General features: G+C 54.0%; 25 protein-coding genes and 1 riboswitch. Of the genes, 4 read left to right on the top strand and 21 right to left on the bottom strand.

Annotated elements, in window-relative coordinates; all coding sequences use genetic code 11:
- Window positions 1–133: 133 nt before the first annotated feature.
- Both HGBM_RS00245 and HGBM_RS00240 read right to left on the bottom strand, forming a co-directional pair.
- The gene (locus tag HGBM_RS00245) at window positions 134–496 is read right to left on the bottom strand and encodes a Na-translocating system protein MpsC family protein (RefSeq protein ID WP_019119094.1); all 363 of its coding nucleotides are present in this window, start codon (window positions 494–496) and stop codon (window positions 134–136) included.
- Window positions 497–590: 94 nt separating this feature from the next.
- Window positions 591–1,850, bottom strand: a complete 1,260-nt coding sequence (locus HGBM_RS00240; RefSeq protein ID WP_019119093.1) for an L-lactate MFS transporter — start codon at window positions 1,848–1,850, stop codon at window positions 591–593.
- Between the two features lie 453 nt (window positions 1,851–2,303).
- Between HGBM_RS00240 and fdhD the strand changes: the two genes are divergently transcribed.
- Window positions 2,304–3,122 carry a formate dehydrogenase accessory sulfurtransferase FdhD gene (fdhD, locus tag HGBM_RS00230; protein WP_019119091.1) on the top strand — a complete coding sequence of 273 codons (819 nt, stop codon included), beginning with the start codon at window positions 2,304–2,306 and terminating at the stop codon, window positions 3,120–3,122.
- Between the two features lie 12 nt (window positions 3,123–3,134).
- Here fdhD and HGBM_RS00225 read toward each other — a convergent pair whose 3' ends face one another.
- The 4 genes from HGBM_RS00225 to HGBM_RS31000 form a co-directional block, all read right to left on the bottom strand.
- Window positions 3,135–3,794 (bottom strand): YczE/YyaS/YitT family protein, encoded by a 660-nt coding sequence (locus tag HGBM_RS00225; protein WP_245552843.1) that lies wholly within the window; start codon window positions 3,792–3,794, stop codon window positions 3,135–3,137.
- A 4-nt stretch (window positions 3,795–3,798) separates the two neighbouring features.
- Window positions 3,799–4,227, bottom strand: a complete 429-nt coding sequence (locus tag HGBM_RS00220; RefSeq protein WP_019119089.1) for a MarR family winged helix-turn-helix transcriptional regulator — start codon at window positions 4,225–4,227, stop codon at window positions 3,799–3,801.
- Window positions 4,228–4,390: 163 nt separating this feature from the next.
- Window positions 4,391–4,753: a hypothetical protein gene (locus HGBM_RS00215; RefSeq protein ID WP_019119088.1), complete on the bottom strand. Its 363-nt coding sequence runs from the start codon at window positions 4,751–4,753 to the stop codon at window positions 4,391–4,393.
- Window positions 4,754–4,877: 124 nt separating this feature from the next.
- Window positions 4,878–5,015 carry a hypothetical protein gene (locus HGBM_RS31000; RefSeq protein ID WP_019119087.1) on the bottom strand — a complete coding sequence of 46 codons (138 nt, stop codon included), beginning with the start codon at window positions 5,013–5,015 and terminating at the stop codon, window positions 4,878–4,880.
- 144 nt (window positions 5,016–5,159) lie between these two features.
- On the opposite strand from HGBM_RS31000, the gene HGBM_RS00205 reads away from it, so the two are divergent.
- Window positions 5,160–5,777: a LysE family translocator gene (locus tag HGBM_RS00205; RefSeq protein WP_019119086.1), complete on the top strand. Its 618-nt coding sequence runs from the start codon at window positions 5,160–5,162 to the stop codon at window positions 5,775–5,777.
- A gap of 36 nt (window positions 5,778–5,813) precedes the next feature.
- On the opposite strand, the gene HGBM_RS00200 is transcribed toward HGBM_RS00205, so the two are convergent.
- A complete protein-coding gene (locus HGBM_RS00200) occupies window positions 5,814–6,050 on the bottom strand; it encodes an aminotransferase class IV (RefSeq protein WP_147512756.1) in 237 nt (78 codons plus the stop codon).
- A gap of 351 nt (window positions 6,051–6,401) precedes the next feature.
- On the opposite strand from HGBM_RS00200, the gene HGBM_RS00195 reads away from it, so the two are divergent.
- Entirely contained in the window at window positions 6,402–7,286 is an 885-nt protein-coding gene (locus tag HGBM_RS00195) for a fumarylacetoacetate hydrolase family protein (protein ID WP_019119084.1), read from the top strand.
- A 198-nt stretch (window positions 7,287–7,484) separates the two neighbouring features.
- On the opposite strand, the gene HGBM_RS00190 is transcribed toward HGBM_RS00195, so the two are convergent.
- From HGBM_RS00190 to ehuB, 10 genes are all read right to left on the bottom strand, one after another.
- Window positions 7,485–8,366: an NAD(P)-dependent oxidoreductase gene (locus tag HGBM_RS00190; protein ID WP_019119083.1), complete on the bottom strand. Its 882-nt coding sequence runs from the start codon at window positions 8,364–8,366 to the stop codon at window positions 7,485–7,487.
- 190 nt (window positions 8,367–8,556) lie between these two features.
- Window positions 8,557–8,694: a hypothetical protein gene (locus HGBM_RS31245; protein ID WP_154653317.1), complete on the bottom strand. Its 138-nt coding sequence runs from the start codon at window positions 8,692–8,694 to the stop codon at window positions 8,557–8,559.
- 141 nt (window positions 8,695–8,835) lie between these two features.
- Window positions 8,836–8,958: a hypothetical protein gene (locus tag HGBM_RS32015; protein ID WP_019119082.1), complete on the bottom strand. Its 123-nt coding sequence runs from the start codon at window positions 8,956–8,958 to the stop codon at window positions 8,836–8,838.
- A gap of 97 nt (window positions 8,959–9,055) precedes the next feature.
- Window positions 9,056–9,481 carry a MarR family winged helix-turn-helix transcriptional regulator gene (locus HGBM_RS00180; protein ID WP_019119081.1) on the bottom strand — a complete coding sequence of 142 codons (426 nt, stop codon included), beginning with the start codon at window positions 9,479–9,481 and terminating at the stop codon, window positions 9,056–9,058.
- Window positions 9,482–9,683: 202 nt separating this feature from the next.
- Window positions 9,684–10,661: an aromatic acid exporter family protein gene (locus HGBM_RS00175; RefSeq protein ID WP_081590068.1), complete on the bottom strand. Its 978-nt coding sequence runs from the start codon at window positions 10,659–10,661 to the stop codon at window positions 9,684–9,686.
- A gap of 301 nt (window positions 10,662–10,962) precedes the next feature.
- Window positions 10,963–11,994, bottom strand: a complete 1,032-nt coding sequence (locus HGBM_RS00170) for a TolC family protein (RefSeq protein ID WP_019119079.1) — start codon at window positions 11,992–11,994, stop codon at window positions 10,963–10,965.
- A 132-nt stretch (window positions 11,995–12,126) separates the two neighbouring features.
- Window positions 12,127–12,951 (bottom strand): ectoine/hydroxyectoine ABC transporter ATP-binding protein EhuA, encoded by an 825-nt coding sequence (gene ehuA / locus HGBM_RS00165; RefSeq protein ID WP_019119078.1) that lies wholly within the window; start codon window positions 12,949–12,951, stop codon window positions 12,127–12,129.
- A 17-nt stretch (window positions 12,952–12,968) separates the two neighbouring features.
- A complete protein-coding gene (ehuD, locus tag HGBM_RS00160) occupies window positions 12,969–13,619 on the bottom strand; it encodes an ectoine/hydroxyectoine ABC transporter permease subunit EhuD (protein ID WP_019119077.1) in 651 nt (216 codons plus the stop codon).
- Window positions 13,620–13,621: 2 nt separating this feature from the next.
- A complete protein-coding gene (gene ehuC / locus HGBM_RS00155) occupies window positions 13,622–14,278 on the bottom strand; it encodes an ectoine/hydroxyectoine ABC transporter permease subunit EhuC (RefSeq protein WP_019119076.1) in 657 nt (218 codons plus the stop codon).
- A 26-nt stretch (window positions 14,279–14,304) separates the two neighbouring features.
- Window positions 14,305–15,135: an ectoine/hydroxyectoine ABC transporter substrate-binding protein EhuB gene (gene ehuB, locus HGBM_RS00150; protein WP_081590067.1), complete on the bottom strand. Its 831-nt coding sequence runs from the start codon at window positions 15,133–15,135 to the stop codon at window positions 14,305–14,307.
- 250 nt (window positions 15,136–15,385) lie between these two features.
- Window positions 15,386–15,541, bottom strand: a riboswitch (cyclic di-AMP (ydaO/yuaA leader).
- Between the two features lie 443 nt (window positions 15,542–15,984).
- Between ehuB and HGBM_RS26120 the strand changes: the two genes are divergently transcribed.
- Window positions 15,985–17,478, top strand: coding sequence for an Ig-like domain-containing protein (locus tag HGBM_RS26120; RefSeq protein WP_019119074.1), 1,494 nt, complete (start codon window positions 15,985–15,987; stop codon window positions 17,476–17,478).
- 661 nt (window positions 17,479–18,139) lie between these two features.
- Here the strand turns inward: HGBM_RS26120 and HGBM_RS00140 are convergent.
- From HGBM_RS00140 to HGBM_RS00125, 4 genes are all read right to left on the bottom strand, one after another.
- The gene (locus tag HGBM_RS00140; RefSeq protein ID WP_019119073.1) at window positions 18,140–19,201 is read right to left on the bottom strand and encodes a dipeptidase; all 1,062 of its coding nucleotides are present in this window, start codon (window positions 19,199–19,201) and stop codon (window positions 18,140–18,142) included.
- A 3-nt stretch (window positions 19,202–19,204) separates the two neighbouring features.
- A complete protein-coding gene (locus HGBM_RS00135) occupies window positions 19,205–20,980 on the bottom strand; it encodes a hydantoinase B/oxoprolinase family protein (RefSeq protein ID WP_019119072.1) in 1,776 nt (591 codons plus the stop codon).
- Window positions 20,977–23,028 carry a hydantoinase/oxoprolinase family protein gene (locus tag HGBM_RS00130; RefSeq protein WP_019119071.1) on the bottom strand — a complete coding sequence of 684 codons (2,052 nt, stop codon included), beginning with the start codon at window positions 23,026–23,028 and terminating at the stop codon, window positions 20,977–20,979. The genes HGBM_RS00135 and HGBM_RS00130 overlap by 4 nt, the downstream gene beginning before the upstream one ends.
- 182 nt (window positions 23,029–23,210) lie before the next feature.
- Window positions 23,211–24,395, bottom strand: a complete 1,185-nt coding sequence (locus HGBM_RS00125; RefSeq protein ID WP_019119070.1) for an NAD(P)/FAD-dependent oxidoreductase — start codon at window positions 24,393–24,395, stop codon at window positions 23,211–23,213.

The raw sequence follows: 24,395 nt of genomic DNA, 5'->3' as shown, positions 1-24,395 counted from the left end.
CATGAGCAAAAAACCACCGGGAAATCATCTTTTCGCAATGCTGAAAAGAGGAAATCTCGGCGGTTAATCTTGAGCAGGGTCGCTACCAAGTACCAACATCGCACCTGTGTTTTTCGCGGCGTGCGGCGGGCTGTTACGCCTTGTTAAATTTTTCTTCGATGTTTTGATCAAAGACGAAGATCGACATGCCGTAGTCCCTGTCGATATCAATATCGACGAACAAGTCGACAAACCGGGCACCAAGAAACGCCTCCATCTCCACCGGCCGGTTTTTGCGGTACATCTCCTTCACCATTTCCGTCCTGGCTGCCCGCAGCATCTGTTTCCCTTCATCTGCGCTGGCAATAAACTTTTCGACCGGTGAAAGATTGCCTTCCATCACACAGATCGCCCACTGCTTGCAAAAGGTCGTGTGGATCTTACTCGGACCTTTGCCCATGTGCCGTTTCCGAAATGCCCGGACAAGATTGCTGAATTCCGCTTCATATTTGTTCATGGCAAGCCATTTCCTTTGTACATTCTTAGCGATGAGAATATTGTAACACTTGACAGTTTTTTTCGCAATTCTGACGCTGTCAACCTCTGCGGATTTACCCCTGCGCCCGAGCCGTCTCCAGTTTGGCTCGCAGCCGGGCAATGTCCAGCCGGATCAAGAGGGAGATCGCCAGCGCCACGACAAACATCCCGGCAAAAATGTACATGATGAGCGAGTAGCTGTTGACTGTTTCACGCACCCAGGAAGCGAAGATCGGCCCGGCCAGGCCGGCTGCGGCCCAGGCAGTCAAAATGTAGCCGTGGATCGCCCCCAGCTGTTTCTTGCCAAACAAGTCGCCGATATAGGCCGGAATCGAAGCGAAACCGCCGCCGTAGCAGGTCATGATCAGGAAGATCAGCAGTTGAAAAAATAGGGCATTGGAGATGGACGGCAGGAGAAAGAACGCGATCAATTGGATGGAAAAGAACGCCGTATACGTGTTGGGCCGCCCGATGTAATCGGAAAAAGACGCCCAGCCGATCCGTCCCAGTCCGTTAAAGAGTCCCATCAAACCTACCATCGCTGCGGCAGTGGCCGGAGTCATCCTGGCGATTTCCTGAGCCATAGGCGATGCGACGGCAAGAATCGCGATGCCGCAGGTGACATTGATGAACAGCATGAGCCACAACAAGTAAAACCGGCGGGTTTTTACCGCTTCATTCGCCGTCAGTTCAGACAAGTCGACGGCCAGCTTTTTCTCGCCCGACTCCACTTTTTGCTTAAATCCTTCCGGCAGCCACCCCTGCGGCGGCGGAGCCAGGTAGCGCGCTGAAGCAAACATCAGAATAAAAAAGATTATGCCCAGGATAAAAAAGGTGTTGGCAATCCCGACCGTGGAGATCAGCTTGGCCTCGATCGGACTGAATATTAATGAAGCGAATCCAAAGCCCATGATCGCCAGGCCCGTTGCCAATCCGCGTCTGTCCGGAAACCATTTGACCAGTGTTGAGACGGGCGTGATGTACCCGACGCCAAGTCCGATTCCCCCGAGAACGCCGTAACACAGGTAGAGCAAGGGGAGCGACCCGAGGGTGACGGCCAGGCCAGCCCCGACAGTCCCGACCCCGAAAAAGCAGGCCGCGAGTGTGCCGGATTTTCTCGGGCCGTGTTTTTCCACGAAGTGGCCCAAAAAGGCAGCCGACAGTCCCAGGAATAAAATCGCAATGCTGAATGTGAATGATACCTCTTTCAATCCCCATTGAAACTGGTTCATCAGCGGCTTCGTATAGACGCTCCAGGCGTACACGGAACCGATGGAAATGTGGATTCCTACTGCCGAGGCCGCTATCAGCCAACGATTTTTTACGTTTTCCATTGCTTTTCCTCCTTTTGATTTGATTGCTGGTGAAAGTAGCAAATGCCGCTTTTATCCACCAGCTTATGGGCAAAAGAAAAACTGCCGTCTTTCAATGTGGGTACGGGCAAAACACCCTCGCACAGTGAAATGCGACAGTTAATCTTCAGCAGGAACACTGCCTAGTATCAACAGCACACGCGTTACGCCGAAAAAATGTTGATCGGCAACAGGATCGCTATTCCGATACAACAATTCCGTCCGGACTTTTGGACAGGAGAAAAGAGGATCATTTCCTCAATCGCAGCCAAAGCGTTTGTTACAAATTTATGACAACTTCTAGGTCTTATACTAGCATGTATGCGGTTTCATCGCAACCATTTTTAGACAATTTTTTTCGTTTGCCTTCTCAGAATTGTTTGACGCAAAAATATGTTATGATAGACGCATCCTGTACAGAGGAGAGGGAGCAAGATGCATGAGATGCCCATCACCATCAGCAGATCTGTAGCCAAATACCGCGACAGTGTATTCACTCTGGAAGATGACGAGATCGTGGCAGAGTACCCGTTGACGATCTTTGTCAACGACCAGGAATTTGCGACTGTCGTCTGTACGCCTGCCGACCTGGAGGAATTGACCATCGGCTTTCTGGCCTCCGAAGGAGTGATTCGCTCCGCTGCGGAAGTGAAACAGATTGCCATCGATACAGCCAAAGGCTTTGCCTATGTCGATCTTCATCAAGCCTTCAAGCTCCAGCAGAGCTTCTTCACCAAGCGGCGGATTACCTCCTGCTGCGGCAAAAGCCGCCAATCGTTTTACTTCTACAGCGATGCCAGAGCGGCCAAACCCGTCGATTCACAGGTAAGCGTCTCCGTGGAGCAGTGTTTTCACCTGATGGACACACTGCAGCAGTCCTCCCTGATCCATCGCCAGACGGGGGGCGTCCACAATGCCGCGCTGTGCAGCGGCCAGGAGATGCTCGTCAGCTACTCGGATATCGGACGCCACAACGCACTGGACAAAATCTACGGCTACTGCCTGCGGGAAGGAGTCGAAACCAGCGATAAGCTGCTCGTGTTCAGCGGCCGAATTTCTTCCGAGGTCCTGTTGAAGGCGGCCAAGATCGGAGCGGCCATTCTCCTCTCCAAATCAGCGCCAACCGATCTGGCCCTACAGATGGCCGAAGAGCTGGGGATCACCGCCGTAGGCTTTATCCGAGGCGGCAAGCTGAACGTGTACACCAGGCCTGAGCGGATCACGGCCGGTACGCTGCCAGGCAAGGCGCAATAAAAAAAGCAGCCGTCACGATACCGCGGCGGCTGCCAGCTTTTCCATTCGTTTTCGCCAAAATCGCAAGGACGCCTGCATGACCGGGCCGATCAACAGAACGGATGCGAACGTGCCAACTGAGACGGGTCCAGTCGCCAGCCAGCCGAGCAGCAGAGCGGTTCCTTCCAAAATCGTCCGCACCATGCGGATCGACCAGCCCGAGCGTTCCGCCAGCACCAGGGTCAGACCGTCACGCGGTCCGGCGCCAATGTTGGATGCCACGTACATGCCGGCGCCAAATCCCATCAGGACGATGCCGACCAACAGCATGACGACTCTCGCCCACAAAAACGGGTAGACCGGCACCAGGTTCAACGAAAGCAGCCAATTGATAAAAAAGCCAATCATGACAATATTGACTATACTGCCAATACGCGGCCATTTGCGCTCGATCAGACAGGTGATCGCGATCATCAAAATTCCGATTATCTGTACCCATGTCCCCACCGACAGGGAGGTTAAATGGGTCAAGCCGATATGCAGCACATCCCAAGAGGCCACCCCCAGCTGTGCCTGCATCATGCATACGGCCCCCAAGGCCAAAACAAACAGTCCAGCAAAAAACAAGACACACCTGATCGCCAGCTTTGTCCCTTGCGACAAGCCGGTTCCTCCATGCAACGGTTCCCTCACTCCACTACTCATCCTTCACTTCTTTTCTTGATAAATTGTTCATCATCTGTTCGATGACGCGATTGAATACAGCAAGCTCCTGCTCGTCGATGTTCTGCAGCGCCTTTGCTTCCAGTTCGTCCGATGCCTGCTGCCAGCTGCGAAACTTTTCGCTGGCCGCTTTTGTCAAGCAGACCTTCCGCTCCCGCCGGTCCGCCCCCGTTTCCCGTACAATCCAGCCTGACTCAGCCATGCGCGCCAGCGTGCGGGTCATCGTCGGGGGCTCGACGCACAAGTAATCGCTCAACTCCGTTTGCGTACATGCTCCGTGCTCCGACAATCGCAGGATCACGCCCCATTGTGCGCTGTACAAACCGAGGGGGGATAAACGCTCGTTCAGCTGTTTGGAGAATACCCTTGCCGCTTGATTGATTTTATGGCCGTATACAACCACGTACGGTTCCCCCTTCAAATACTTACCTAGCTAAGTATAGTCCGTAGGCGGCATTCCGTCAATCAAGAAACTTGACTGTCGGCAAGCCTTGTTGGCAGGATTTCCGTACAAAAAAACCTCCTGCAGATTGCTCCGCCAGAGGGTCGAAAGGCAAAAGCCGCTCTTACCGAACGTTCCGCCAGACATTTACGGCAAACAGGATAATCCCGATGATTGTGACAATCGATCCAATGATAATCGCCGCTTCCATCGCTTTATGACCTTGCATGAAAAAGAACAGGCCAATCATCATCACCGGCAAACCAATGTTGTGCAGCCAAAAGTGCCAAACACCAAGACGGCTCTCGGCGGCTTGGGGAAACAAATGATAGATAAGACCTGCCAGCGCCAACGATACCCAGCCGAGCAAATTGATGTGGGCGTGCACTCCGATCTGCGTAAACATCTGCGACATGGACATGTACATGCCAAGCAGCACGCCGATGACGAAGTAGACGACCGATATTTTTAACAGACGAGCTCCCATTTTTATCCTCCTCCCCTAATAATTTACTACAGTATATTGAGGCAAAAGTCGCGTATGCCAGTAATGCGTGTTTTCTCCCGTTGTGACAGCCCATAAAAAATAGCGGCTTGTTTGGCCGCCGCATTTACCCTTTTATTGATTCCAGCCACTCCGAGTAGCATTCGTCACACAGCAGCTCACTGTGTTCTCTCTCAGGCTCGTAAAAGGTGACGTAATGGACACTCTCCGTCTGGTGATCGCAGTAATAGCACTGGTAGGCCATGCTGTTTCCTCCTTGGTGCACAATGTTTTGACGGTAGTTTTTCCTGCTTTTGCGATCTGTTCTCTTTGTAAATGCTTCCAGTTTGTTGAGTCGTAAATCGCGCGATTGTGGTAAAATGACACTACATGTTGGGAGGAGATTTTTATGGAATTATCTACTGTATTGTCGTTTATCGGGGTCTCCATGCTGCTGACGCTGTCCCCCGGCCCGGACAATCTGTTCGTGGTGGCGCAGAGCGTATCGTACGGCCGCAGGGCCGGATTGGCGACAGCACTCGGTTTGTGCACAGGCATAACGGTTCATACGATGGCTGCCGGACTGGGCTTATCCGCTATTTTGTATCAGTCCAACCTCGCTTTTCAAATCGTCAAATACGCCGGCGCCGTCTATTTGCTCTACCTCGCCTGGCAGGCTTTGCGGGAGGGGCCGCTGACTGCCAAGAAGGTTGACAAGCTGAGTCTTCCCGCTCTTTACCGCAGGGGGATCCTCATGAATGTGCTGAACCCGAAGGTATCACTGTTCTTTTTGGCACTGCTGCCCCAATTTGTATCGCCGCATCAGGGCAGCGCAGCCTTGCAGATGATCGAGCTGGGACTCATCTTCATGGCACAGGCCATCCTGCTTTTTTCGCTGCTCGCCCTGTTTGCCGGCAGCGTCGGACAAAAGCTGGTCGGCAAGCCGCGCGTCGCGCTTTGGATCAACCGGGCAAAAGCCGGCATCTTTTCCTTTATCGCCATCCGGCTGGCTTTGCTGGAAAAATAAAATGATTCACAATGGATCCATGAAATGCTGCCCAGTTCAACGGGAGACCAACTGGGCCAACTTCTTTTGCAACGATTTGGTGACGTCCTTCGGCTTGTGCGGCCCGATCTGTGTCCCGTTCACTGTGTTTACGGGGACGATCTCGAGATAGGTTCCTGTCAAGAAAACTTCATCCGCTGCCAGCAAAAATTCCCGGTTGAATGGTTCTTCAACTACCTCGATTCCCAATCCGCGGGAAAGCTCCATGACCGTGCTTCTGGTAATTCCATTCAAAATGAGACCCCGGCATCCATCTGCATCCTGGCCATGATCGGTATTTTATGCGTCTTGATGCAAACGGAAACAATACGATTTTTCGAAAAATTTTCATCATTGCTGTTGCAGTTTGCCCGAATTGAGACTACAATAAGACTCAATCTGAATGATCAGAATAATCGTCTGCGGTTTTATCATTTCAAACAAAGGGGAGTCTTTCTGCCCTGGTTTGCCGCGATGCTGCTGGAAGCTTCGCGAAGTATGTCTGCGGAATTGGGTTATGGGATGCTCGTACGAGTCCCGGTGTTCCCGTTAGGTCGTTATTTTAAAACTTAGTTTTATAATATAAAAAAGTCGGAGGTCTTTCTCATGCGCATCATTCGTTATGTAAATGAACAATCTGTTCCTGCCCTTGCCGCTGTCACCGACGAGGAGCACGTCTACACGCTGCCGTACAGCGATTTTCTGGAACTGGTACGCCTGGCCCGTCAGCGTGGGATAACACCGCTCGCCCTGATTGACGAGACCATCTCCGCTTCCGCACCCCTTGCCGTTTCCATGGAACAACTTTCGCTGCTGACGCCAATCGTCGCCCCGGAAGTATGGGCCGCCGGGGTCACGTATGAACGAAGCAGGGAAGCGCGGAATTACGAAGCAACCGGCGGAAAGCTGGATACAACCACCTTTTACGACAAGGTTTACGATGCCGAGCGGCCCGAGATTTTCTTAAAGTCCACTCCGTCGCGCACTGTCGGTCCCGATCAGGCGGTATGCCTTCGCAGTGATTCCCATTGGCAAATCCCCGAGCCGGAGCTGGGGCTGGTGCTTGACAAAACGGGACAGATCCTGGGGTATACGATCGGCAATGACATGAGCTGCCGCGACATCGAGGGAGAAAATCCACTCTATTTGCCGCAGGCGAAAATCTGGAAAAACTCGTGCTCCATCGGTCCGGCGATCCGTTTGGCCGAAACGGTTGGCGATCCGTATCAATTCCAGATGGCTTGCCGGATTTTTCGGAATGGAGAAAAAATGGTCGAAGGCTTCGCCAATACCGGTCAATTGCATCGCTCGCTGGATGAACTGGTCTCCTTTCTGCTGCGCGACAATGAACTGGCCGATGGAACTGTGCTGCTGACCGGAACGACCATCGTCCCTCCCAACGACTTCACATTGGAAGACGGTGACAGGGTTGAGATCGAGATTTCCCAGATCGGCACCTTGATTAACCGCGTTTGCCAGCTTGGGGCATAGCGATGAAAGCAGAACGGCTTTCTTTTAGCTGAAAAAAACTCGTGATGAGCGGAAAGCAAAGAGAAAAAGGGATGCTCCTGGGGAATTCATACCAGTGGCATCCCTGCTTTTGCTTTTCTCGGCGATCCTGCCATGTCTGTAACAGCAAGAAAATAAAGAGGCCATCGCGAAGGATGACCGGTGTATCCCGCTGCTTGTTCACTTGTCGTACAGTTTAATGAGCGCCTGTGTGCCGCTGTTTTCTTCCCCCTGGGCGGCAAGTTCCTCGTACAGCGATTTTGCCAGCTCCAGTCCGGGCGTCATCAGTCCCATCTCTTTCGCCGAATCAAAGGCAATGCCGATATCCTTAATGATGTGCTTGACGTAAAAGCCCGGGTCAAAATTGCCCGCGATCATTCTCGGAGCCAAATTGTTTAAGGACCAGCTGCCTGCCGCTCCTGTCCCGATGCTTTCCAGTACGCGGGCAGGGTCAAGTCCGGCTTTCTTCGCGTAAGCGATCGCCTCGCAGACTCCGATCATGTTGGAAGCGATGGTGATTTGATTGCACATTTTGGTATGCTGACCTGCCCCCGCTTTTCCTTGCCGTACGATATTGGTTCCCATCAGGCCAAGGATCGGCCTCACGGCTTCGAAGTCTTCCTCGTCTCCGCCGACCATAATCGTCAAACGGGCTTCCCGCGCCCCGACATCTCCGCCGGAGACGGGTGCGTCCAATGCGTGCATGCCCTTCTCCTTCGCTGCGGTATAGATCTTTTCAGCGAGCGACGGCGTGGAGGTCGTCATATCGATCAGATAGCTGCCGGCTTGTCCGTTGGGAATAATCCCTCCCTCGCCCAGGTAAACCTCTTCAACATCATGCGGATAGCCGACCATGGTTATCACGACATTGGCCTTTGCGGCAACTCCTGCAACGGTATCCTGCCACTGCGCCCCGGATGCCAGCAGCTCCTCGGCTTTGGCCTTGGTTCGGTTGTAGACGACCAGCTCGTAGCCAGCTTTCAGAATGTGGGACGCCATGCTTTTGCCCATCACGCCAAGTCCGATGAAACCAACAACGGTATTTTCTTTAGAGAGTGCCAATATCCTCACGCCTTTTCATATTTTTGTAATATTTTATCATATGCCATGAGGAAAGGCATCCCCTACGTCATCAGCCTCTCCGGCCGAAACAGCTCGATGGGATGGGACGTTGTTCCGACAGTGGCCAAGTCAGCCAAAATCTCTCCCACCACACTCGCGAATTTGAAGCCGTGCCCGGAAAATCCGGCGGCTATCGCGACCTGCGGGTGTTTCGGATGCGAGGAGATGACAAAGTGCTGATCGGCGGTGAACGTAAAGAAACTTGATAGATCGCCGTACTGCCCATACTGCCCAATCCGTTTACGATGACATCGAAAGGTTTTGACATGTCCACTTCCCCTGACGCGAAAGGTTTTTATTATTCAGAATTATATTACCACCAATCAGGGCGGGGAAAAATGATTCTGAATCGAAATAGCCGCTTTGACAGCGGCTGGGAAGCAGCGGCAAAAGCTGCCTGCAACCATATTTAACGATCTTTGTCGGCGAACATGCCGTAGAAAAAAAGCCGCACGTTATCGTTTGCGAGACATTCCGGCGCTTTGCGCCCCTCCAGCAGTTGGGTGACGGCAAGTCGCTCATTGATGCCCACCAGACTTCCGCCACGACGCCCATATCCAAATCTTGGTGAAAATAACCGGCTTTTTGTTCAATGAGCCTTGTCAAACATGAACCCCACGTTTTACGGCTCATTCCGTTCTTTGTAACGAATCGAGATTTTTCATCATCTGCTGCAAAACACGCTGAAATACAGCCAGGTCGTGTTCTTCGATGTCTTGTACCACAACTGCTTCCAACCGGTCTACCTCCTTCTGCCACAAGGGAATCATCTCGGCTGCTTTGGGAGTTAAAAATACCTTCCGCTCCCGTTTGTCCTCCCCTGCCTCTCTCACCACATACCCCAATTCTTCCAGCCTCGCCACGGTTCTGGTGATCGTGGGAGCTTCCACGTTGAGATAACAGCCGATCTCGATTTGCGTGAGTGGGCCGCGATTATGCAAGCAAAAAATAATCGCCCATTGAGAGCTGTACAAGCCCAGACAAGAGAGCTGTTCGTTTGTTTTCTTGGCAAATTTCCTCGCTGCCTGGTTGATTTTATGTCCATACCGATCCATTTCTTTCCTCCAAACAGACTTGTTTTAAGGAGATGCAGGGGCAAGTCAGACCTGCTGTTCTTGATTCAAATCGCTGCTCAACGTTTTGGATATTATCAAAAAAGTTCCATTATCACAAATCGACTACAGCCATTGATTGGGAAGAAGCTCGTTCCCGTAGCCGCAGGACGTCGTGCCGCCGCGCACGCCAGATGGAGCCGGGTTACGTGTACTGTTTCTCCTGTGCGGGGCCCCTCTTGCCAAGCTTGTGCTTGATATACAGGTATTCTTCAATCTCGTGCAGCAGGTAGAAAAGCGCGGCACGGGTCTCAAATTCTTCGATCGTCTGCGGAAGCGGGGTTTCCCGGATCTCCTCGCGCATCAGGCGCAATTTGTCCAAAAACCGATAGGCTGTGTTCCCAGGGTGGATCGAATGGCTCAACTGGTCCAAAAAGTCCGCAATCTGCCGGCCTTGAGGCACCTGCACACTCAGCGTTGACACGAGGGGGAGCATCCGCTCCAAATATTCAAACTGCTTTTCCCGCATGACGAAATAGTCGTAAAACGTGTATTCCTTTCCGCCAATCCTGTTTTCGACATCACGGACAGCAAGCAGTTTGGCCTCCTTCAGCAGCTTCTCCGTCTCCAGCATCTCCTGGCCGTTCCAATCGCTTTGACCGTGGCGCAAGTAGTAGCAAAACTCCTGCAAAATGATGGCGAAGTTGCGTTCCACCGCTGCCACCATGCCCTTCAGTTCCTTTTCCAGGCTGGGCATATAGAGATTGGCCAAGAGGGCGACGCCGACTCCGATGACGAGCAGGGCCAGTTCATTCAGAATCGCCGCCGCATCCAGCCGTTCCAGGGAATAGAGGTGCAGCAGGACAACCATGCTGGTGACGAACCCCTCTTGAATCCTAAAGCGGACGGCCAGCGGGAGATAGACAAGTATCAGCAGCGACAGCGTTACCGGCTGAAATCCGAGCAAGGGAAACAGGGCGACGCCAATCACCAGCCCAAGCAGACAGGCCAGGATCCGTTTGACTGCCGTCTGGAGCGACTGTTTGCGGGTCACCTGAATGCAGAGAATCGTAATCGTCCCGGCAGCCGCGTAAAAGGCGAGCCCCATCTGCTGGGCGATCAAGATGGACACTCCGGTTCCGATTGCTGTTTTTACGGTACGGTATCCTATTTTTAAAGCCATAAAGCTCAATCCTTCCATCCTCGTGCTTGTTCCGCCAATCTGCAGTACCCCACAAGTATACCGCAACCAAACAGGACTGCAAAATCCCTAGAACATTCCCGTTGCCAAAGCCCTCCCGCCTCGTTCAGCCTCCGGAAAAAGCGCCCTGTTTCCGCCGCAACCGGGCATAAACCGACGGAATTACCAGATAATTTGACAGTTATCATCATCAGGAACATTATTATCTAGGTAATGATTACGTAAAAAAACACGCCCAAGCCGATCATCCGGCATGCAGCGTGTCTTCCTGTCTATGTCATGCTTACTCTCCAATCGAGTATTCATAAGCGGCCATAGCGAGATTGCAGGCGTAAACGGCCGCCAGATAATCTGCCTTGGCTTTGTACCACGATTCTTCCGCCTGCCTCCGTTCAGTCAGGGTGATCTGGCCTTTTTGGTACTGGTCTTTCGCCGTCTGATCGCTTTCCTCTGCTGCCTTAAGCGCTTGACTCATCTCGGCCTGCTTGGCGATGGCGGATTCAAGCTTGCCGTAATTCGCCGTCACATCCTTCTTCGCCGCCTCCTGTAACTTTATGAGCTCCAATCCCGCTTTCTTCACATCGTTCTTGGCGATTTGCCCCCGGTATGTCTCCAGGGAGGAATACAGGTAGATCAGGTTGGCTCTCACTTCCAATGCTTTCAGTTCCGCCTGTTTTTTGAGAATTTCCGTCCGCTGCTGCAAGGCCTTTTCAATTGCATGCTCAAGTGCGGGCAGTTCGTAGGATTGATGAATATGACTCTCGTTCAACTTCCACTGCGTCCCGTCACTCTCGCCCATCCATTCATTTAACCGGGACAAGGCTTTCCGAAAATTTCCTTCGGCATCCGCGATCGCCTGTTTCCCCTCATCCGTCTCGTTTTGGGCAAATTGCCGCCTTTTTAGATCCAGATTTTCCTGCATGTAGAGCGCTTCATAAAAAGCCCTGGCGGTGTCCAGCTTCAGCTTTTTTTCCTGCGCTTCTACGGAATAGCGCTTCAATTCCTTTTCTTTTTCCGCCTTGGCTAGGGATTCGTATTTGCTCAGCGCCCGGTCCAGAGACGTGACTGTATCCCATTTGATGTTCTTGGACGCGAAGCGGGCCAGCTGCAATTTCGCTTCTTCCGAATCCAGATCAAGCCGCAGGATCGCCAGGTCGATATTGCTCCCCAGGGTTTTTTCTACTGCTTCCTGTAGTGTTAAATCTGCAAGCTGGATTGATTGATAAGATGTGTCAGCGGCAGCCTTCATGGCAGGTGATCCGGTCAGCATCACCACAGCCGCTGCCGCTGCGATCAGGGGACTACGCAATCTCACAAAACTCGCACCTCGTATCTGACTGATGATTACGGCAGGAAAATCTTCCCTTTGCCATGCCTCTAATATAGGACGGTGCTAAGTGAGAATAGTTACAAGGCAAAGCGATAAAATTCTTTTTGGGGGAACCATCTACCGTTTGGTGCGAAACCTCGTCAGGAATGATTGCAGTCGCGGACTCTGGGGATCCCCAAAGATCTGATCGGGCGGGCCTTGTTCAACAATTTTTCCTCCATCCGTAAAGACCACTCGATCCGCCACTTCGCTGGCAAATTCCATTTCATGCGTGATGAGAAGCATCGCCATATCTCCTTCGCGGGCGATCTCCTTGATCACAGCGAGAACTTCGCCGACAAGTTCCGGATCCAGCGCGGATGTCGGTTCGTCAAACAACATGACCTTTGGCCGCATGACAAGCGCCCTGGCAATGGCGACCCGCTGTTTTTGTCCGCCTGACAGCTGGGAAGGATAAGCCTCCTTTTTATCTTCAAGTCCTACCTTTCTCAGCATTTCTACTGCCCTTTCCCTGGCCTCCTCTTTGGGCATGCCCAACACGTGAATGGGCGCTTCCGTGCAATTTCGCAGAATCGTCAGATGCGGAAAAAGGTTAAAATGCTGGAAGACCATACCGATATTTCCGCGAATTCTGTGCAGATGCTTTTCGTTGGCCCGAACCAGCTTTCCCTTCACCCGCTTGTGCCAGAGCAGTTCTCCGTCCACCTCAATCGTTCCGGAGGTGGGCTCCTCCAAGGTCATGAGCAGGCGGGCGAGCGTCGTTTTTCCGGAACCGCTGGGTCCGATTACCGCCACTTTTTCGCCGGGTGCGATATCGAGATTGATCCCATCGAGTATCTGCAGGTCCCCAAACGACTTGCTGATATTCTGGTAGCGGACAACCGGGGTCAACCGGCCGGCAGCCGGCGTGGCCTCCTCTTTCGTTGCGAGCGGCATGTTCATACGATCTATCCCCTTTCTTATTTTAAGCTGATGCGCGCTTCCAAGCGCCGGACGAGCAGTGCAGACGGGTAGCTGAGCAGCAGGAACAAGAGACCGACAATGGTAAATGCCTCCACGTAGCGGAAAGAAGCGGCGCCGATCATCTTGGCCGTCGCCATCATCTCAACCACAGTAATCGTCGAAAGCAGCGGCGTCTCCTTGAACATGACGATGAGGTAGTTGCCCAGCACCGGGGTAATCGGCCGAATCGCCTGCGGCAGAATGATTTTGGTCCAGGTTTTCCATCTGGAAAAATTGAGCGCGGTTGCCGCCTCCCACTGACCTTTGGACACCGCTTCGATGCCTGAGCGGTACACCTCTGACAGATAGGTGCTGTAGTGGATTCCCAAGCCGAGTACCCCGATGGTCAAGGCGGAGAAGTGAATGCCGTAGACGGGAAGCGCGAAGTAGAGAAAGTACAGCTGGATCAGCAGCGGCGTGCTGCGGATAAATTCGGTCGCGAGCGCGACGGCCCAGGCCAGCGGCTTCAGCCTTGTGCGCCGCCCCAAAGCGAGCAGCAATCCGAGGATCAAAGCCAGAAAAAACGCAAGTATCGTCGTGATGATCGTGATGTGAATGACACTGAGCAATTTGGGCAGCACAGACATGGCGAATTCCCAATTCCACATACCTAAGCCCTCCCGGCTGTGACAAGTTTTTCAAGCAGTCTAACGCCAAGCGTGAGGACCGCTGCCATGACGAAGTACATGATCAACACCAGCCCCAGGATTTGCGGAGTGCTGGAAATGTCAAAAGTGCGAAGCAGCATGCCCTTAAACGTCAAGTCTGCCAGCGTAATCAGCGAAACAAGCGATGTCCCTTTTAACAGTTCGATCAGCAGGTTGCCAAATGCCGGCAGCATCATGGCGACCGCTTGGGGCAGGACGATTTTTTTCATTCGCTGAAAGGGCGTCATGTTGAGCGCAATGGCCGCCTCGACCTGCCCCTTGGGGACCGCCTGAATCGAGCTGCGGACAATCTCCGAGCCGTATGCGCCGTAGTTGAATGCCAGCGCGACAAGTCCGGCTGCCAGCGGCGTGAGCTCGAGGCCGAGCAGCGGCAGGGCAAAAAACAACCAAAACAACTGAATCATCAGGGAAGTGCCGCGGAAAAATTCGACGTAGACCGCAGTTGCGATGCGTATCGGGGCATACTTTGACATCCGGCCGAAACCTGCGAGAAAAGCAATGACAATGGTGAGAACAGCCGAATATGCGAATATCTGTGCCGTCATTCCGGCACCGCTCATCAGCGGCGCCAAGAATCCGGCCCCTGCATCTGTATTCATAAGGTGCCTGCTCCTTTCTGTCTGCCTCATTCCTTGACGAGCTGTTCTGCTGTCATGTCACCCGGCAGCTCTTGCTCCGTAAAGCCGAACGGCTCCAGAATTTCCAGCAGCCTGCCGGACTCTTTCAGCTTTTGCAGCTCGTTGTTGTACGCTTCCAGAAAATCCTGGTCTTCTTTGCGGAAAGCAGCAGCCCCGTAGCCTCGGATACTCTTTCCGTCAATGACCGGCTGCTCGAACTCCATGACCCTCTCGATGCCGCTATCCTTTGCCGAATCCAGCACCGCTTGCAGAGACGGTCCCGTCATCGTGATTGCGTCCACCCGGTCTGATTGCAGTGCCGCCACAGCCGAGGGCTGGTCGGTTACGATCACCAACTGGTCATCGCCAACGCCCGACTTTTTCAAATAGTCAATCTCGATCGCACCACCCATCACGCCGACTTTTGCCTTCTTTTCGGCGATATCCCTATAGCTGTGCAAATCCTTGGGGTTCCCTTTCCTCACTGCCAAAGCTTCGCCAATGCTGTACTCCGGGTTGGCAAAGGCTACCTCTTTGGCCCTCTCGGGAGTGATGTACATCCCCGCCGTAATGATGTCAAAGCGTTTGGCGTTCAGTCCCGGGATCAAGGAGCCGAATTCCGTCAGTACCCCATTCATCTCGCCTATGCCCATGTTCTTGAGCACCTCTCTCGCTACCTCGACCGCCTCACCGCTCAGCTTGCCATCCGGTGTCGCATACGCGTACGGCTTCTCATTGGCGAATCCGACCGTCACGAATCCTTGCTTCTTGGCCTTTTCAAGTGTAGAGACTCCGCTCCCCTCGGTCGCTGTACCCCCGGAACTGCTGCATCCTGTCATCAGTAACCCTATCGACAATACTCCTGTCAGCAAAAATGAAAGCCCCTTTTTGTTCAATGTTTTTACCCCTTTCTATTGCTTAAAAATAAAGAACCGGTGCCTGCTTCTCCCCTAGAACCGAAGTTCCAGGAAAAAGTCTGCACCGGTATTCATAGCCTGTATATCAGGCCGACAACGACCCAATCCTCAGACAGTGCCCTGTCCGCTGAATAAACGGAATATTCCGATTATTCATGCAGCTGGTTTTCCAGGATCTTCTCTGCGTTAGCCGACGAGGTTAGCTGACGGGTAGGATGGCAGAGAAGCTGAACGCCAAAACATCCCTCCTGATGACACTTTCAGGATTAACCCCAAAAACCTGGTTCCCCCGCTCCCATCCGGAGATGGAATTAGGCCTTTTGTATTCAGTTGAAAAGAAAGCCGAAAATCAGTTTGTCGCTTTCTGTTTTATATGGTACCACAGCAAAAATTTCAACTCATCCCCGATATATTCTGATAATTGGCGAGATTCTCGGCTCACTTTCCAATACTGCCGCTGACCGGACCGAGCCTCCCTTTTCCTCCCAAATGGAGCCAGATGCTGGCAAGTCCACCTTTTCGAAGATGCGATGAGGGTTTGGCAGCAGTGCCGGACGCGAACATTGCTTGATAATTCGCATGGAAAATACTGGGCTACAGATCCATGTTTCTGGTTACGAAGTAGGAGAGACAGGTGATTACGTTAAAAAAGGGAGCTATCTTCCTATTTGTTACTAGGAGTTCGGTTCCTGTACAAACCATCCCGCTTTTCTTATATATAGGGGGAAGCAAACAAATATTGCCATTTTGGTGAAAAGGAGTGTGAAAGGCATGTGGGCAAAAGAGACCGTTAGACGCTGCTTCCCGCGCTTGACCATGCGGACAGCTCTCGTTTTGCTGGCGGCTTTTCTCATGGTCGGTCAAGCTTCCGCGGCGGGAGAAGAACTGCAACTGAAGTGGGAGAAACGCTTTGTCATGGATGAGACGCGGGAGTTAGTAAAGAGGGTCGTGGCCGCTCAAGACGGCGGAGCGCTCGTCTGGGCAGACACAACAGACACCGAATATCATATCCTTCCCCCGCTATTGTTGAAAGCAGACGCGGCCGGTGAAGAAGAATGGACCAGGCGAATGCCGGAGGACTTCTGGATCGCGAGCGTCAAACAGGCAAAGACAGGCGGTTTTCTCGTGATGGGAGCGCTTCGCTCCGAACCGGAAAAGCTGCAGTTGATCCGCCTCAGCGAAACCGGAAAGACGGTGTGGACGAAAAAGATTGCAGTGGAAGGCGGAGCGATGATCCCGCAGTACTATTCCCTGTTGTACAGCGATTTCTCGGAAACGTCCGACGGCGGCTGGATCGCTGCAGGACGATACTACCCCGGCGGCTATGAGGGAGGCAAAAGTTCTCTCGTCCATGTCGTAAAGATCGGAGCCTCAGGCGAAATCGAATGGGACAAGACATTGGCCACGAGGAGCTTCAGCTCGGCGGACCGGGTACTTGTAACGGACAGCGGCGACATCTATGTACAAGGGACAGCGTCATCCGGCGACTCGCAGCTGTACATCGCAAAGCTGACCGGAGAGGCCGAGGTCATCTGGGAGCAGACCTATGATGAGGTTGGTTCTGTCACGATCCGCTCGGTCCTGCCCGCAAGCGACGGCGGACTGCTCATTGCCGGATATGTGAACCGCTACAGGTACGATCCGGCGTACAATGACATCGTTGCCTGGCACATTGATGCGAAGGGAGATGTCGTCTGGCGGCAGCAGTACGGAGAAGAAGAAAGCGGTGAAATCGGCTTATCCCTCTCTGAGAGGGTTGATGGCGGCTATATGCTGATCGCGCTGCTCGAGTCGGAAAGGAATGAGCCATCAGACTGGAGTTTCATGACGCTGGATGAGTCCGGCAACGTGTTGGCTGAGAAAACCGTCTCCTTCCCGCAAGTGCGGGTGATCGGGGCGGTTCCCCAGGGGGCCGGCGATTACCTGCTGTTGGGTGAATATTGGGAAAAAAGCACAACGCTTGCCGACAAGCGGGATATCTACCTGATCAAATACGGGAAGGCAAAGAAGCTCCTCTCGCTTCATGCCTACGATCACAAATTGAAACTGGCTCTCGGGGAGACCAAACAGCTTCAGGTCGAGGCCGTTTATGATGACGGCACGGAGGAAGCGTTGACCGACGCGGTCGAGTGGAAATCATCCGACGAAAAAGTGGCCGCGGTAGGCAAAGACGGGCAAATAACGGCAAAACAAAAGGGCAAGGCGGAAATCACCGCTGCCTTCGAGGGGAAACGTGCAACATTCACGGTCCAGGTGAAAAAGTAGCAGCGTCCATGTACAAATCGCCCTTGCCGACACTCGCCATGCCGGCAAAGGGCGATTCGTTTTGCGCTTGCAATCCTATTGTCTTATTTTATCGAAACAGGGTTCCCACTCGGTTCTGAACCATTTGTTCCTATCATGCTTGTTTCCAACATTTATAGGGGCGTCGGTTTTATTCGTTTCAACTCCTGCGTTTCCGTAAACAACTTCTCGTCACATATAGACTGGGGAGCCAATCCTTTTTCAACATGATCAACCTACCTCCAGCTTATAATTTTTTTCAGTTCCTTCCACTAGCGTTGCATAAAAAATAAGCCCAATACTTATCAGAGTATTCAGAACCAAAATTCCAACTCCGAAACCAAAAGCGACAGCATCCAAACAAAAGGTAGCCACTGTCCATTTGGTAGTTTTATGCATTTATGACAAAGGAGACACCGACAACCAAGTCCTAATTCCTTCTCTGTCGGCCTCTGGATGTTCGTTTGGACTGGTAATCCATTCTATTCATCCATTCTTCAAACGTTTGCCAGAGAAACACTTTGTCCATCTACTGATCTGCAACAGGCTATTTAGGTTTTTTCTTAATAGAGTTGCGGACACCAGGTAACGGAGACCCCATCCCCGCCTCGACCAGGCGTCCGCTTCTGATCTATCGCCTGCGCTATCCGGCCGCGCAAGTAACAGCCGAGTGCCAGACACGGGCGAAGTTGCTCCAGGCCATGGCTTCCAGGTCTGCACGGGAGAACCCCCGCTTTTCCATCCGGGCCATCAGGCGGGGCACGTCTGCCGGTCCGTCCAACTCCGGATTGCCTGGCAGACGACCGCCGATGCTCTCAAGCGCCTCGTCATCCATGTAGCTGATAAAATCAAACCCGAAACCAAGGTGCCGAATCCCCACCAGGTCGGCGATATAGACGGCGTGGTCGATGTACCGGTCCAGCCCCGGATGGTCGGAGTCAACAAACGCCGGAAAGGCATTCAAGCCGATAACCCCGTCCCGCTCCGCGATTGCCTTGATTTGTTCGTCCGTCAGGTTGCGCGGAATATCGCAAACGGTACGGGCATTGGAGTGGGAAGCCAGCACCCCAGGGCCAGGGTAGGCCTCCAGCGCGTCCCAGAAGGAGCGTTCGTTCAAATGGGACAAGTCCAGCATCACACCGCCGGCAGCCATCTGGCGCAGCAGAGTGCGGCCCTTGGTGGTGATCCCCCGCACCTCGCCTTCCCCAGGGCCGCGCATCCCTAACAGCCATGAGCCTTTACCGGAGGTGGACAGCGCACGTGCCTCCTCGTATCCATAACCTGGGAAGCCGCTGGCAAAGGCGTTTGCCTCATTCCACGTCAAGAGGCCGGAGGTAAGGCCCTGGGTACAAAGATCTGGCCAGAGGGCCGGGTCCTCGTCCAAAGCTGCCATCCCCTCGATCGTCAGCAGCAGCGCCAGGCGTCCTGCCGCCATTGCCGTTTCAGCCTCAGACGGGGTCCTGACCAGGGCAAGCTCCCCGGCAGACTCACTAAGTTCTGCCGCCAGGGCAGCCAGCGTCTCACGGGTGCGAGCAGCCGCCCGGTGAGTTTGATCCAATTCTATCCAAATCGTCAGGCCTAGGGCGGTGATGCCGGCGGCTCGCAAAACAGGCAGATGGCGTTCGGCTATTACCCTGTGCTCTCCACGCGATCTTCGCCAGATTACATCTACCAGGATGTCGCTGTGTAAGTCGATGAGTCGCATGGTTCAGGCCCCCGATCGTTCCCGGCGAAGTTTGGCTGTCGCCTCGGCGTCGACGATCCAGTTGGCGGTATCGATGACCACGCCATAGTCACGCTGCGCGCTTTCCAGCGAAACGTACCCGTTGCGCACGTCCTCCAGCACCTTATCGGGGCTGCGCCGCAAGGGGTTCCCCCAGCCTCCTCCGCCGCCGGCACTGCTGATCAGCACATCCCCCGCCTGTAAAGACTCATTGATGGCGCCCGTCCGCCACTCTCGTTCAGTCCCAGGCCACACAATAATGCGATTGGGATCCCCCTCCAGTCCGCCATTCAACGCCCAGGGGCGAGTCTTCGTCTTTTTCAGAATCGTCACAGCGTTGCCGGGAGCGGTAAACCGGTAGATGCGGGTCGCACCCAACCCACCGCGGTGCTCGCCAGCCCCGCATGAGTCCTGGCGCAAATAATATGCTTCGATCAATAAGGGAGCCTTGTTCTCCAATACCTCGACCGGGTTGTTGCGGCAGCCCGGCTCGGACAGGTGCATGATCCCATTTTCTCCGTCGCCCCCGGCGTGGCCACCAAATCCGACAGCCTCATTGGTGGCCTCCAGCCAGACCTTGCCGGTGACGGGATGCCTGCCTACCCCCATCACAGAGACTACCTCTCCTCCGGAGCAGGCGGGCACCACCTCAGACATGGCGGGGGCGAGAGCCTTGCAGATAATTTCCGGGATGTGAATGGATGGCCAGATCGTGAAGGTAGCGACCGGAGGCTGGGCGTTCACCAGTGACCCCACCGGAGCGATTACCTTCAGCGGACGGAAGTTGCCATCATTGGCCGGAGAGTCTGGGGTAGTGAGTCCCTTAAAGGCGAGAGCCGAAACCCCTTCCGTCAAACCAAGGGGCAGATTGACAGGGCCCTTTACAGCTTCATGGGTACCGGTGAAATCCACGATAAACTCGGTGTCCGTGACGGTGACGGTCACCATGATCTTGAGCATGGTATCCTTATCTACCCCGTCATCATCCACCCAATCCTCAGCGGTCCACGTTCCCTTGGGCAGGGCCGCAAGCCGTGCCCGGGCAATCCGTTCGCCGTGGTTCAGAATCTCCTGGGCGGCGGCGTTAAATGTTTCCAGTCCGAACTTCTCGACCAGTTCCCGGACCCGCCGCTCTCCGGTCCGACAGCAGGAAATCTGGGCGTTCATGTTGCCGATGACCCGGTCCGGAATGCGGGAGTTGAACCGAATAATGTTCTCCACCTCTTGGTCGCGAACCCCTCGCTTGTAAATCTTGAGCCCGGGCAAGACCAGCCCTTCATTGTGAATGCTGGTGGTGTCCAGGCAATAACCCGGGTCCTGTTGGTTCAGATCCAGCCAGTGGGCTTTGCATGCGGCGTACCCGACCAACTGATTATTAAAGAAGATCGGGGAAGTGACGAGTACGTCAAGGGTGTGATTGGAACTCCAGTATGGGTAGTTAAACAGGATCACATCACCGGGGTGTATGTTCTCTTCTCCCAGGAACGCCACCATCTTCCGGAGAGCAAAGTCATTGCCCCGTGTGAAAATGGCGAGGCCGGGCGCCTCCGCGAGCAACCGACAGTCGCGGTCGTAGATCCCCAAGCCGAAGTCCTGAATCTCATAGATGATGGTGTCATAGGCCGTTCGCTTCAAGTTCCGCATCATTTCCCGGGCTGCCGACAGCAAATAGTTATGGATAACCTGCACCTCAATGTGTCCTCCGTGTTTATCGGCGCCGCTTTTTTGTGTAAAATTGGTAAAGTCTGCACTCTTGGTCATGCTATGCCTCCTTTGGTTGAGAAAATAGCGATCGCAAGCTCCCCGTAATCTCCGACCGTTACCAAGTCTCCTTCGTGGACGATGGTTGTGTGGCTTGGCTCCTCGATAATGGCCGGCCCGGCTACCTGATCCCCGGCCAGCAGCTTGAACCGGTCATAGACTCTGTACTGCACAAAACTGTCCAGGGTCGACTGGTACACGGCACGGCTGCCCTTGAAAGCTGGACCAACATCGCCGGTTCCTTGCTTTCGCTTGGCAATCTTTGGCTTGGGCAGCACACCTACCGCCCGCACACGCAGGGTAACAATCTGAACCGGGTCTGTCGTTTGGTGACCATACTGCATCTCGTGGGCATCACCGAAGCTCGCGGCAATCCGGGGGATGTGGTCGGAAGTCAGCTCCCCGTCCGGAATTTCGATCTTCACCGTGTGCTCCTGACCTTCATAGCGCATCTCTGCCCAGCGAATAAACCGGCAGTCCTGCGGGGCAAACCCGTCTCGACCCAGTGCCTCCCGACCGCTCGCCTCCAGGTTGCCGTACAGTTCGTTGACCGCTGCCAAGTCGGCGTCGACGAGTCCTGTCACGTGGGTCTGGGCAAAATCATAGACCACATCGACCATCATCATCCCCCAAGCCGAGAAGTTGCTCGGCCCCGGTGGAATGATGACGGTGGGAATCCCGATCTCCCGCGCCACGTTGCATGCCACCAGCCCGCCCCCGCCGCCAAAGCCAAGGAGAGCGAAGTCCTTCGGGTGATATCCTTGCTCCACCGAGATTTCGCGGATGGCCCCGGTGATCTTGGCCTCACTGATTCGTATGATGCCAGCGGCCGTCTGGTACAACGAAAGGCTTAGCTGCCCGGACAAGCGCTCGATCGCCATGCGGGAAAGATCCGTGTCGATGCTCATGGCACCCCCGAGGAAGTTCTTCTCATCCAGGTAGCCGATGGTGAGGGCGGCATCCGTAAACGTTGCGTTCTCCCCGCCCTTACCGTAACAGGCGGGACCTGGGTCTGCACCAGCGCTCTGCGGGCCTACCTGGAGTGCTCCACCATCATCGATCCATGCAATACTGCCGCCGCCGGCACCGATCGTGCGGATGTCGATCATCGGAGTGGAGATTGGCAGATGCTCCACCGTCGCCTCGTTCTCCACTGAGATCTGCCCATCCACCACCATGGTAGTGTCCAGGCTTGTTCCTCCCATGTCCAACGTGATCAGATTGCGGTAGCCTGTCAGTTCCGCCAGGTAGGCGGCACCGATCGCCCCTCCTGCCGGGCCGGACATCACCGAGTGTACTGGCTCCTCCTTGGCCGCCGCCGCAGTCATGGCTCCGCCGCCCGAACGGGTGAGCAGAAACTGGCCCCGGTATCCCTGGTTCCGCAGTTCGCTGCCCAGCCGATCGAGATAAGTACGCATGATTGGCTTGATATACGCATCGATGACTGCTGTGCTGGTGCGCTCATACTCCCGATACTCCCGGGTCAGCCGATGCGAGAGTGTGACGGAGACTTCCGGGTACTCCTGGTGCAGGACCTCTTCCATCGCAAGCTCGTGGGCCGGGTTGGTATAGCTGTGCAGGAAGCAGACCACCACGGCGCGAACCCCCTCATTCCGAATTTGCCGGGCCACCGACACAGCCCCTTCCCGATCGAAAGGAGTCAGGACGTTTCCTTGATAGTCCAGCCGCTCTGCCACCTCAAACCGCAGGTGACGGGGCACTAGCGTCTTCGGCTTGCGGTACTTGAAGTCGTACATGGTATCACGGTCGGTACGGCCCAGCTCGTACACGTCCCGAAACCCCCTGGTAGTGACAATCGCCACCTTTGCCCCGGTGCGGGTGAGCAGGGCGTTCAGCCCCAGGGTAGTGCCATGGACAAAGTAGTCGATCTCGCCGAATCGAGCGTCTGCCTTGCGAAACCCCTCCAGAACGCCGCTGGCCGGGTTGCGCGGGACGGTCTCGACCTTCTCCAGGCGCAGGGTTCCAGTGGCAGGATCCAGAACTACCACATCGGTAAACGTTCCGCCAACGTCAACAGAGATGCGCATATGTTTTCAACTCCTTTTTAGAATCTGCAGCTTAAATCGGAATATTCGGATAAGTCATAAAGGATTCGTTCATTGGAATCACCACCTTAAATAATCTTCAACTGCCCCTCGTTGGACAGGTGGCTTCCATTATGATGGCTTCTTTGTGTTGTGGCAGATCACGCGTCTCGTGTACTCCCATTTCACGTTTCACCTCCTTTCTTGGAAAAACGATGGAGACGAAGCGGTTCTGTTGGAATAATCGTTTCTGATTTCTCCGCGATCAGTTCCGCTATGAGCTTGCCTGTAACCGCAGCCAAGCTGATTCCGTCTCCTTCATGTCCGGCCGCGATATAAAAACCTGGAATCTCGGCTACTTGCGATACGATCGGCAAATGGTCTTCCGTCCACGGTCGAAGTCCCGTATACGTACGGATGACGTTCATGTCAGCCATTTTGGGATAAAATCGAATCGCTCTGCGCGCGATGACACGCACAACGTTCATGTCCGCTTTCGTGTGAAAGCCGACAAATTGACGGCTGCTCCCGATGAGGAAGTTTTGGCTCTCCGTAGGCTCAAATACGAGCGCTACGCCGTATTTTTCCGTATCCGGATCCACCTTTCTTTGCCCGCCAAATTTGGACAAAAGATAACCGAATTCCATCACGTTTCTCTGTCCGACAGGCACCTGTCTTGATGCTACGATCAGATGTCCTTTTCGCGGCCGGATAGGAATATCAATTCCCACCATTGCACCGATGCGAGGCGCCCAGACCCCCGCGGCGTTGACAACCTTTTTGGCAGTTATCTCCCCGCGCGTAGAGTCAATCCGGAAGAAACCCTCGGCATCCTTTTTGATGCCCGTAACCTCTGTTTTCGTCAAGATTTGTGCCCCGTACTGTTGTGCGCCATCACATAAAGCGAAGGTAAACATGTACGGATTTACCAACGAGTCCGTTGCGCATTCCACTCCCCCCAATAGGTCATCTGCGAAAAACGGCGATTCCTGCTTGAGATCCTGGCGGTCGATGATACGGAAAGCCAGACCGGCTTCATTCTGGCGCCTAACCCATTTTTCCGCAGCCACCATTTCCTCTTCGCTCTCACACACCAGGATGCTGCCAGGAGCCCGATACTCAAAAGGCAACCGCAGTTCCTTGCTCAATTGATGTACCAGTTGCTGACTTTTTAAAGACATTTGGCTGTCAAAACCTGGGTCTTTATCAATTGCCAGGATATTGCCGTCACATCGTGAGGATGTCCCGCTGACTAAATCTCCCCTTTCCAAAATTGTGACACTCAGTCCATCTTTCGCCACAAAATAGGCGATCGCACTGCCGATAATACCGCCACCTATGACCGCTACTTCGAAATGGGATCTGTTCAT

Origin of the sequence: Brevibacillus massiliensis (assembly GCF_000311785.1) — a bacterium.
Lineage (GTDB): Bacteria > Bacillota > Bacilli > Brevibacillales > Brevibacillaceae > Brevibacillus_C > Brevibacillus_C massiliensis.
This window is presented reverse-complemented; position numbering and strand designations above follow the sequence as displayed.